Consider the following 8,908-nt stretch of genomic DNA (forward strand, 5'->3'; position numbering starts at 1 on the left):
AGTACCCCTTACGCGACCGCCAAGACCCCCTTACGTTCCTCCAAAGTTGTCTTTTCGCTAACCGTTGTTCAATGAAATCAACAACTTCGAAAGGACGATCATGAACATGCACAGGTCGGCGACTCCACGCAGATCCGCTTCGCGTTCCCGCAACGCAGGCATCGGAAACGCCCGCCCGGTACTCGCCACTCGAAAACTCATCGCCATCGCGGCGGCGTTCTCTCTGGCCGGCGGTCTCGCCGCAGGAGCCGGTGGCGCGTTCGCGATCCAGCACTTCTCCTCGTCGTCCATGTCGCAGACCGGAGCCCCCGGCGGCATGGGCGGCGCCAACACCATGGAATACGACTACACCGGCTCCTACTCCGCCACGCTCACGGCCGACGGCGAATCCAAAGCATCCGACGGAGAGACCGTCGAGTCCTCGGATTCCGATGTCAATACGGCATTGGCGCAGAACGGCGGTACGCTCACCATCACGAACGGCACGCTCACCAAGTCCGGCGACAGCGACAATGCGGACAACAACAACTTCTATGGCACGAACTCCGTCTCGCTCACCGTCGGCGAGGATTCCAAGACCGTCATCAACGGCAGCAAGATCACGGCGTCCAGCTCCGGCTCGAACGGCGTGTTCGCCACGGATTCCGGCACCGCGCTGGTCAACAACACGACGATCAGCACCACATCCGACAATTCACGTGGACTCGACGCCACATATTCCGGCACGATCTTGGCCGGCACGGTGACCGCATCCACCAAGGGCGACCATAGCGCCACGGTTGCCACCGACCGAGGCGGCGGCAACGTGTCGATCACCGATTCCACGCTGTCCACGGAAGGCTCCGGATCCCCGCTGCTGTATTCCACCGGTGACGTGCAGGCGAACAATGTGACCGGCACCTCGTCCGGCAGTCAGATCGCCGGCATGGAGGGATACAACACCATCCTGATCAGCAATTCCACGCTGGAAAGCACGAACACCGGCAAGACCGGTTCCGATCCGATCGCCAACGGCGTGATCATCTACCAGTCCACGTCCGGCGACGCCGAGTCGTCCACCGGCGAGCACGCCACGTTCCAGGCCAAGGACTCCACGTTGAAGTCGGCCATCGAATCCGGTTCGATGTTCTACTTCACCAACACCACCGCCGACGTGGTGCTGCAGAACACCACGCTCGACTTCGACACCACCAAGGCCACGCTGATCAACGCATCCGGCAACGATGCGAACAACTGGGGCTCGGCAGGCTCGAACGGCGCGACCGTGAACTTCACAGGCCGCAACCAGACGTTGGAGGGCAAGGTGACCTCCGACACGATCTCCACGGTGAACCTGTACCTGCTCAAGGGCACCACTTGGACCGGCTCGGCGTCGATCACCGACAACAGCAGCGCAACGGACAGCACGACCAGCGACGCCCCGATCAGCGTGAACGTGGATGGCACCTCCACCTGGGTGGTGACCGAGGACACCACGATCTCCACGCTCAACGTGGCCGACGGCGGCAAGGTGGTCGATTCGGACGGCAAGACCGTGACGATCAAGGCGAACGGCAAGACCGTGGTCTCCGGCGACAGTGACATCACCGTGACCGTGACCGGCGACTACTCCACCACTGTGAATGCCGGGGAGGATACGGAGCTCGCCACCGAAACCATCGACCGCAGCGACTTCGACTCCCAGTTCGGCACCAGCACCTCCTGGACCATGAACTGATAGTCGTCGGCCCCATCACCCATGGCTCCCCTGTGGCGTCAGCCTTCCAATCTGGGCGTCGCCCCCGTCAGACCCATCACCCATGGCTCCCCTCCCTGCGGAGGGGAGCTGTCAGCAAAGCTGACTGAGGGGAGCCTTCCTTCCCGCTTACCCGATCAGCATCCATCCCGAATCCATCTCACTTCATCCACCAAGGAGCACACCATGACCAACACCAATCCCACCAATCCCCAGCAGCCCGCCCAGTCCGGCACGGATGCGAGCACTGCGACGCAGTCCTCCCAGCAGCAGACGCCCCAGCAGCCGTACGCACCCGTCGCGCCCGACTACGCCGTCAATCAGAACGCCCAGCAACCGTATGCGCAGCAGGCATACGCCCCGCAGGCTCAGACATCCCGACAGTATCCCGCCTCCGGCGCCCAGTCGGTCAATCCCCAGACCTCCATTCCGCAGAACGGGGCCTCCCCGTCTGGAACCACCCGCCCCGCACAGCCCGCCCAAACTCCGGGGGCCGCGCCCGACAACCTGCTCCACCCGCAGGCCGTTCCCCCGCAGACTGCCGCAAAGCAGAAGACCGGTAACGGCGGCAATGGCCTAGGCAAGAAGATGTGGGGAATCATCGCCGGCGTATCGCTCGTCTGCGGTCTGATCGGCGGCGCCGCCGGAGCCTTCGCCGTGAATGCGGTCACCGGAAACGACGGACCGCAAAGCGGCCAGCAGATGCAGATGCCCGGCAACGAAGGCGGCAACTCCCAGCAGGGCGGCAATATGGGCCAGCCGCCGAGCGGCGGTCAGGGAGGCCCCGGCAACCAGAGCGGCTCCAACTCGGACTCCGGCAGTGGTTCCGACTCAGGCTCCGACTCCGGCAGCTCGAACGGATCCAGCAGCTCCAGTTCCAGCAGCGCCACTGATTCCGGCAGCTCCGCACTGATCTAAGGCGAAACTCCTCCCGCCAAAAACGTATCCATAGCGCACTCATGATGTTTCGGAATGCCTCTGCAATCGCCACTCCAAGGCAGATGCAGACGGCATTCCGAAACATTGCCGTCCCATAGACGCCTGATAATGGGCCGAGTCCATTGTCAACCGACCGGATTCCGCCATTCGGCAGAAGCCTTCGTCAGTATTCCGGTCAGGAATCCATCAGGCGTCAGGGAGCGCCATCGCCATCATGACATCGCATCTCGCCGAAGCAAAACGCACGTTGATTCCCCGCAAGGACGACAAGTACGGACTTCTGTCCCCCGCGCTGGTGCTGCTGACGTTCGTCGCCGGCCTGGTGGACGCCCTGAGCTATCTGGCGCTCGGTCACGTGTTCGTCGCCAACGTGACCGGCAACATCGTGTTTCTCGGCTTCGCGATCGCACACGCGCAGGGCTTCGTCTGGTGGACGTCGGCGCTGACCCTCGTCTCGTTCATCGTGGGCGCGCTCATCGGCGGACGAATCATCCATCATTTCGGATCCAATCACGCCAAACATCTGCTGGTATCAACGTGCGTGCAACTGGTATTCGTTGTCGCGGCACTGATCGGCATCTATCTGCTGAACCGCTTCTCCGCCGAACTGCCGATGGGCGGCACCGGCGCACTGGCGGCCGAACGCAGCTCGGCCCCCAGTCTGAACTTCCCCACCGCCAGCCACATCGATCTGCATATCATCATGCTCATCATGCTGCTGGCACCGGCGATGGGCATCCAGAACTCCACCGCACGCAAACTCTCGGTGCCGGACCTGCCCACCACCGTGCTCACGATGACGTTGACGGGCATGGTCGCAGACACGTCAGCGCACGGTCATGAACAGTCCAAACTCGGCCGGCGCATCGTGGTGATGGTCGCGCTGGCGTTCGGCGCACTGACCGGCGCGCTGCTGCAGACACGCGGCCATGAGGACGTCATTCTGATGGTCATGATCGTCTGCCTGCTGGCGGTCATCGCGATGATGCTTCCGAACATTCACTCCGACGCCCCGTGGGTCGGAGAACGATAACCGATAGATCAGAAACGGCTCCGGAAGCCCCTTCCTATTCCTCGGCCTGCGGTTCTCCCGGTTTCAGAGCCGACGCCACCAGACCACCCACCACGGCGATCATGGCCTCCCGCTCCTCCGGATCCACGCCCCGCGCCGCCTGAATCATCATGGGCACGGTCTGTCGCCAGTGCGTGCTCAGCTCGCCGAACGTGTCGTACCCGCCGGATTCGAGAATGGCGAACAGGTTCTCGATGAACAGTCTGCGCCGCTCATCGTCGTACCGGTTCATCCACCCGTTGATCACGTCCGCCACGTATCCGGCGCCCTGCGACAGCCCGTCCGCTTTCTCGAAACCCCCGTCACGCACCTGCCAGTTCAGTGCGAAATGCTGCATGATGCCGATGCCGTCACTGACGACCACGACGTATCCCGCACGATCGTCGACCGTACCAGCACGGGGTTCGAACAGCATGCCGATGATCGACGACGACGGCACAGTCTTATGCATGCGGCCCTTCATACGAATGAAGCCCGGCGTATTCATGAACGACTCGTCGAATCCCGGACCGTCATGCGAATACACAGCGATGATGCGGTCCTGAATCGACTCGGGTGCAACCGCCGCCGCGTACACCGCCAAATTGCCGCCCTTGGAATGGCCGCCCAGCATGATCAGCCCATGCCAGTGCGCGGCGACCTCCCGCACGTATCGCGCCGCGGCCTCCTGAGCGGGCACGGGCCTGCGGAAGGCCATCATGAAGTCCTCCTTCCACCCCACGATCGAACTGTCCGTGCCACGAAACGCGATATACAGCAGCCCGTTGCCCAGATCGAACGTGCTGGCGGAGAACTGTTTGGCGGTTTCGGGATCGGACTCGCTCACATAGCCGCCGACCCGCACGTCACGCCAGCGTGGGTTCTCGCACATCGCCCGCACCAGTTCCACATTGGTCTGCGGCGACCAGACGCGGTTGAACATGGCATCGTATGACTCGGCGCGCAGCAGCGACTGCACCGACACCATGTCGAACGACGGATAGTGCGGCACCACGGCAGGCATGTGCACGTACGCGAGCTGCGACAGCACCAGACTGTCCACCTCGTTGAACGCACGCGTTCCGAAATCGTCGAACGACGACCGCATATCATCGATGACATTGCCCATGACGTGTTCCTTCCAACCGTGCCGAACACCATTCGACGATCCCCATGCACGGCGCAAACGAGAGGGGCGGCGATTCCACCGTCCATGATGCCCATGGTACGCGGAGCCGCCGCCCCTCTGTAGATTAGTGAATATCTGTCCGTGTCTTACGCCTGACGACACGTCAGAAACGAATCAGCGCCTTGATGACCTTGCGCTGGTCCATCGCCTCGTACGCGTCCTGGATATGGTCGATGTCGTACTCGCCGGTGAACACGCGGCCGGGGTTGATGTCGCCGTTGAGCACGGCGTCGAGCAGACCGTTGAGATCGTAATGACGCACCGGAGCCGGACCGCCCTTGATGCCGATGTTGGCGTAGAACGTGCCGGTGGCGCTGATCTCCACGTCGTGAGGCAGTCCCACGCGTCCGATCACGGCTCCGCGACGGGCCAGTCCGATCGCGGTGTCGAACGACTGCTTGGATCCGACGCATTCGAGCACGGCGTCGGCACCGTAGCCGCCGGTCATCTCCAGCACCTTGTCAACGGCGGCCTGATCACGCTCGGGCACGATGTCGGTGGCGCCGAACTCACGGGCGAGCGCAGCACGATCCTCATGACGGCTCATGGCGATGATGCGAGACGCGCCCAGCATCTTCGCCGCGATCACGCCGCACAGGCCGACCGCACCATCGCCCATCACCACGGCGGTGTCACCGGGCTTGACCTCGGCGGAGACCGCGGCATGGTAGCCGGTCGACATCACGTCGGAGATGGTCAGCAGCGAGGCGAGCTGCTCATCGGTGTAGTCGGACGGGCTGCCCGGCACCTTGACGACGGTGCCGTCGGCCTCGGGCACGCGCAGGTATTCGGCCTGGCATGCGGAGAAGTAGCCGCCGTGCGGGCATACGGACTCGAATCCGGCCTTGCATACCGGGCATTTGCCGCAGCTGAACGGGAACGGCACCACCACGAAGTCGCCGGGCTGCACGGATTCCACGGCCGAACCGACCTGTTCCACCACGCCGATGGACTCGTGACCGGTCTGACCGCCGACGGTCTGCGGAGTCAGGCCACGGAAGAACCACAGGTCGGAACCGCACACGCAGGCGCGCACCACGCGGATCACGATGTCGTCGTCCTGCTCCAGCTGCGGCTTCGGCAGCTCCTTCACGGCCATCTTGCCGGGGGCTTCGAATACGGCCGCCTTCATCATGTCAGTCATAAGAACTCCTTCGTCGGTAGCGCAATGATCGGTAGCGCATTGTCGATATTCACGCTACGCACTTCAAGCGCTCGAAGTAAAACCGACGACACGCCCGAAGGCGTTCACACCGGAACCGATGCCGGAATCTGCAGGGCCTTGCCGTCATTCGTCCGCCGACCGTCCTACCGGCATCCTACCGACCGTTCCGCATAGCCGATGTGGTCCGCGCTCCCCCAAGTACTTTTCGATACGTGACGGCGAAGATTGCGCCGGCTACCAGACCGGCCGTCGCGTCGGAGATCGGCTCGGCCACGAAGATGCCGAACGCGCCCATGAAATGCGGCAGTATGATCGCCAGCGGCACCAGTAGGATGATCTTGCGGAAGATCGCCAGGAAGATCGACTGTTTGGCCTGTCCCATGCCGATCAGCGCGCACTGCGTGCCCATCTGGATGCCGAACACGCCCCAGCCGCACATGAATACGGGAATCATGCGTACGGCGATGTCGGTCACGTCCGGATTCGACGTGAACCATGAGACGAAGAATCCCGGGAACACCGCCATCAGCGCCACGAAGACCACCGCCGACGTGATCTGCGTAGCGAAGGCCATGATGATGGCCTGCCTTACACGTCCGTACTGCCGTGCACCGAAATTGAAGCCGATGATCGGCTGGATGCCCTGTTGGAAACCGGTGCACAGCACGTTCACCAATTGCATGAGACTGGTGATGATGGTCATGGCGGTCACGTAGTCGTCCCCACCGTATCGTTGCAGACCGGAATTGAAGACCACGTTGATCAGACATTCGGTGATCTGCATGATGAACGGCGCGAGTCCCAGCGTCAGGATCGGCACGACGATCATGCCGAAACGGATATTGCCCGGACGCAGACGGATGGCGCTGCGCCCGGAGCAGAGGAACGCCACCACCCAGATCGCTGAGATCAGCTGGGCGATCACGTTCGCCAGTGCGGCGCCGCGCACGCCCATATCGAATACGAAGATGAACAGCGGATCGAGAAGGATGCTCAGTCCCGCGCCGATCAGCACCGACACCATGGCGATGGTGGTCTTGCCTTGTGCCGAAATGAAGTTGTTGAGTCCGAGCGTGAGCTGAATGAACACCGTGCCGAGCAGGTACACGGTGATGAAGTCGACCGCGTATTCGATGGTGGCGTCACTGGCGCCGAACGCCATGAGTATCGGCCTCTTGGCGAGCTGTAGGGCGATCATCAACACGATGGATATGGCCACGAGGAACGCCGTGCTCGCGCCGAGAATGCGTTCCGCTCGTTTGAAGTTGCCACGCCCCAGTTCGATGGACGCGCGCGGAGCGCCACCGGCTCCGATCAGCATGGCGAACGCGCTGACGGCCAGCAGGATAGGGAAGCAGATGCCCACACCGGTCATGGCCTGATCGCCGACCTCGGGAATATGCGCGATGAACAGTCGATCGATGATCGTATACGACGCGTTCGCCGCCTGTGCCACGATGGTCGGCACTGACAGTGCGAATGCGAGCCGCGGGATCGGCCTCGTCCCCAGCCCGGCGTCATGGGAATGATTATGGTGTGCGACTGTCGCGCGCCGATCCTTCATATACTTCATCTTTCTCAACGTATCGAGTCAACCGTAGCGATTCTAGTCCGCCCGTGCCGGAACTTACCCTGAAAAACAAAAAACGCTTGTCGACCTCGACAAGCGTTTTATTCAAGAGTAAATGCTGCGGCGTGCTACTCTCCCACACCCTATCGAGTGCAGTACCATCGCCGTGCCAAGCCTTAGCTTCTGGGTTCGGAATGGAACCAGGCGTTTCCCTTGGGCCATGGCCGCAGCAAGAAATAAGATACAGGACGTCTCCCCTATTGCCAAATCCCGGCGTGTCGCGCCATATTCCAATGACTATTGGGATCATTCTCGGGCTTGCGCTCACCGATCATGTCAAAAGCCGCAAAGCTCCCTGTAGCGCCCATCATCCCCAGACTTCCCTCTATTTTTTGCGGGGCACATGCAATAGAAAAACAAAAGCCCTCGATACTAGGTATCGAGGGCTTCATAAAGTAAATTGCGGTGGTGTGCTACTCTCCCACACCCTGTCGAGTGCAGTACCATCGCCGTGCCAGGTCTTAGCTTCCGGGTTCGGAATGGGTGCCGGGCGTCTCCCCTGGGCCATGACCGCCGCAAAATATTGGAACATCACCCCCGCGGGGGTGTGTGGTGGCGGTTTGGGAACCGGCTAGCGGACGCGGTATGTTTTTCGTGTCGATCGCAGTGTGAACGATGTGCTCCGTGTTTGTCCGGGACGGTCGCGTGGGATCATCCGGGAACCCAATCCGTAAGGGTCGGGTTGTGTTGTCGCTCGTCCGTTAGTACCGGTCAGCTCCACCCCTCGCGGGGCTTCCACGTCCGGCCTATCAACCACGTGTTCTCCATGGGGACTACACACGCTTAACGCGTGACGGAATGCTTATCTTGGAGAGGGCTTCCCGCTTAGATGCTTTCAGCGGTTATCCCATCCGAACGTAGCCAACCAGCCGTGCCCCTGGCGGGACAACTGGCATACCAGAGGTTCGTCCACCCAGGTCCTCTCGTACTATGGGCAGGGCTCCTCAACATTCCAACGAGCGCAGAGGATAGAGACCAAACTGTCTCACGACGTTCTGAACCCAGCTCGCGTGCCGCTTTAATCGGCGAACAGCCGAACCCTTGGGACCTGCTCCAGCCCCAGGATGCGACGAGCCGACATCGAGGTGCCAAACCATCCCGTCGATATGGACTCTTGGGAATGATCAGCCTGTTATCCCCGGGGTACCTTTTATCCGTTGAGCGATGCCGCGCCCGTGCGCCGGCACCGGATCACTATC

The 8,908-nt window shown here is 61.8% G+C and carries 6 protein-coding genes and 3 rRNA genes; 3 read left to right on the forward strand and 6 right to left on the reverse strand.

The window, feature by feature from the left end; all coding sequences use genetic code 11:
• Positions 1-100: 100 nt before the first annotated feature.
• The 3 genes from Tam10B_RS03575 (at position 101) to Tam10B_RS03585 (ending at position 3,707) form a co-directional block, all read left to right on the forward strand.
• Positions 101-1,717 (forward strand): beta strand repeat-containing protein, encoded by a 1,617-nt coding sequence (locus Tam10B_RS03575; RefSeq protein ID WP_233133567.1) that lies wholly within the window; start codon positions 101-103, stop codon positions 1,715-1,717.
• Between the two features lie 204 nt (positions 1,718-1,921).
• A complete protein-coding gene (locus Tam10B_RS03580; RefSeq protein ID WP_093959895.1) occupies positions 1,922-2,653 on the forward strand; it encodes a hypothetical protein in 732 nt (243 codons plus the stop codon).
• Positions 2,654-2,888: 235 nt separating this feature from the next.
• Positions 2,889-3,707, forward strand: a complete 819-nt coding sequence (locus Tam10B_RS03585) for a YoaK family protein (RefSeq protein ID WP_093959896.1) — start codon at positions 2,889-2,891, stop codon at positions 3,705-3,707.
• 34 nt (positions 3,708-3,741) lie between these two features.
• On the opposite strand, the gene Tam10B_RS03590 is transcribed toward Tam10B_RS03585, so the two are convergent.
• The 6 genes from Tam10B_RS03590 to Tam10B_RS03615 all read right to left on the reverse strand — a co-directional run.
• A complete protein-coding gene (locus Tam10B_RS03590) occupies positions 3,742-4,854 on the reverse strand; it encodes a DUF2974 domain-containing protein (RefSeq protein WP_093959897.1) in 1,113 nt (370 codons plus the stop codon).
• A gap of 163 nt (positions 4,855-5,017) precedes the next feature.
• Positions 5,018-6,058, reverse strand: coding sequence for a zinc-dependent alcohol dehydrogenase family protein (locus tag Tam10B_RS03595; protein ID WP_093959898.1), 1,041 nt, complete (start codon positions 6,056-6,058; stop codon positions 5,018-5,020).
• 175 nt (positions 6,059-6,233) lie between these two features.
• Positions 6,234-7,643 (reverse strand): MATE family efflux transporter, encoded by a 1,410-nt coding sequence (locus Tam10B_RS03600; protein WP_093959899.1) that lies wholly within the window; start codon positions 7,641-7,643, stop codon positions 6,234-6,236.
• Between the two features lie 121 nt (positions 7,644-7,764).
• A 5S ribosomal RNA gene (gene rrf, locus Tam10B_RS03605) occupies positions 7,765-7,881 on the reverse strand.
• Between the two features lie 228 nt (positions 7,882-8,109).
• Positions 8,110-8,227: ribosomal RNA gene (rrf, locus tag Tam10B_RS03610) — 5S ribosomal RNA — on the reverse strand.
• A 163-nt stretch (positions 8,228-8,390) separates the two neighbouring features.
• Positions 8,391-8,908 (reverse strand): 23S ribosomal RNA (locus Tam10B_RS03615); the annotation flags it as partial.

The organism is Bifidobacterium vansinderenii (genome assembly GCF_002234915.1).
Taxonomy (GTDB): domain Bacteria; phylum Actinomycetota; class Actinomycetes; order Actinomycetales; family Bifidobacteriaceae; genus Galliscardovia; species Galliscardovia vansinderenii.

What these genes read in the sequence shown, in the direction of transcription:
- Tam10B_RS03575 (WP_233133567.1), top strand. Translation starts at nt 101, where the DNA reads ATGAACATGCACAGGTCGGCGACTCCACGCAGATCCGCTTCGCGTTCC.
- Tam10B_RS03580 (WP_093959895.1), top strand. Translation starts at nt 1,922, where the DNA reads ATGACCAACACCAATCCCACCAATCCCCAGCAGCCCGCCCAGTCCGGC.
- Tam10B_RS03585 (WP_093959896.1), top strand. Translation starts at nt 2,889, where the DNA reads ATGACATCGCATCTCGCCGAAGCAAAACGCACGTTGATTCCCCGCAAG.
- Tam10B_RS03590 (WP_093959897.1), bottom strand. Translation starts at nt 4,854, where the DNA reads ATGGGCAATGTCATCGATGATATGCGGTCGTCGTTCGACGATTTCGGA.
- Tam10B_RS03595 (WP_093959898.1), bottom strand. Translation starts at nt 6,058, where the DNA reads ATGACTGACATGATGAAGGCGGCCGTATTCGAAGCCCCCGGCAAGATG.
- Tam10B_RS03600 (WP_093959899.1), bottom strand. Translation starts at nt 7,643, where the DNA reads ATGAAGGATCGGCGCGCGACAGTCGCACACCATAATCATTCCCATGAC.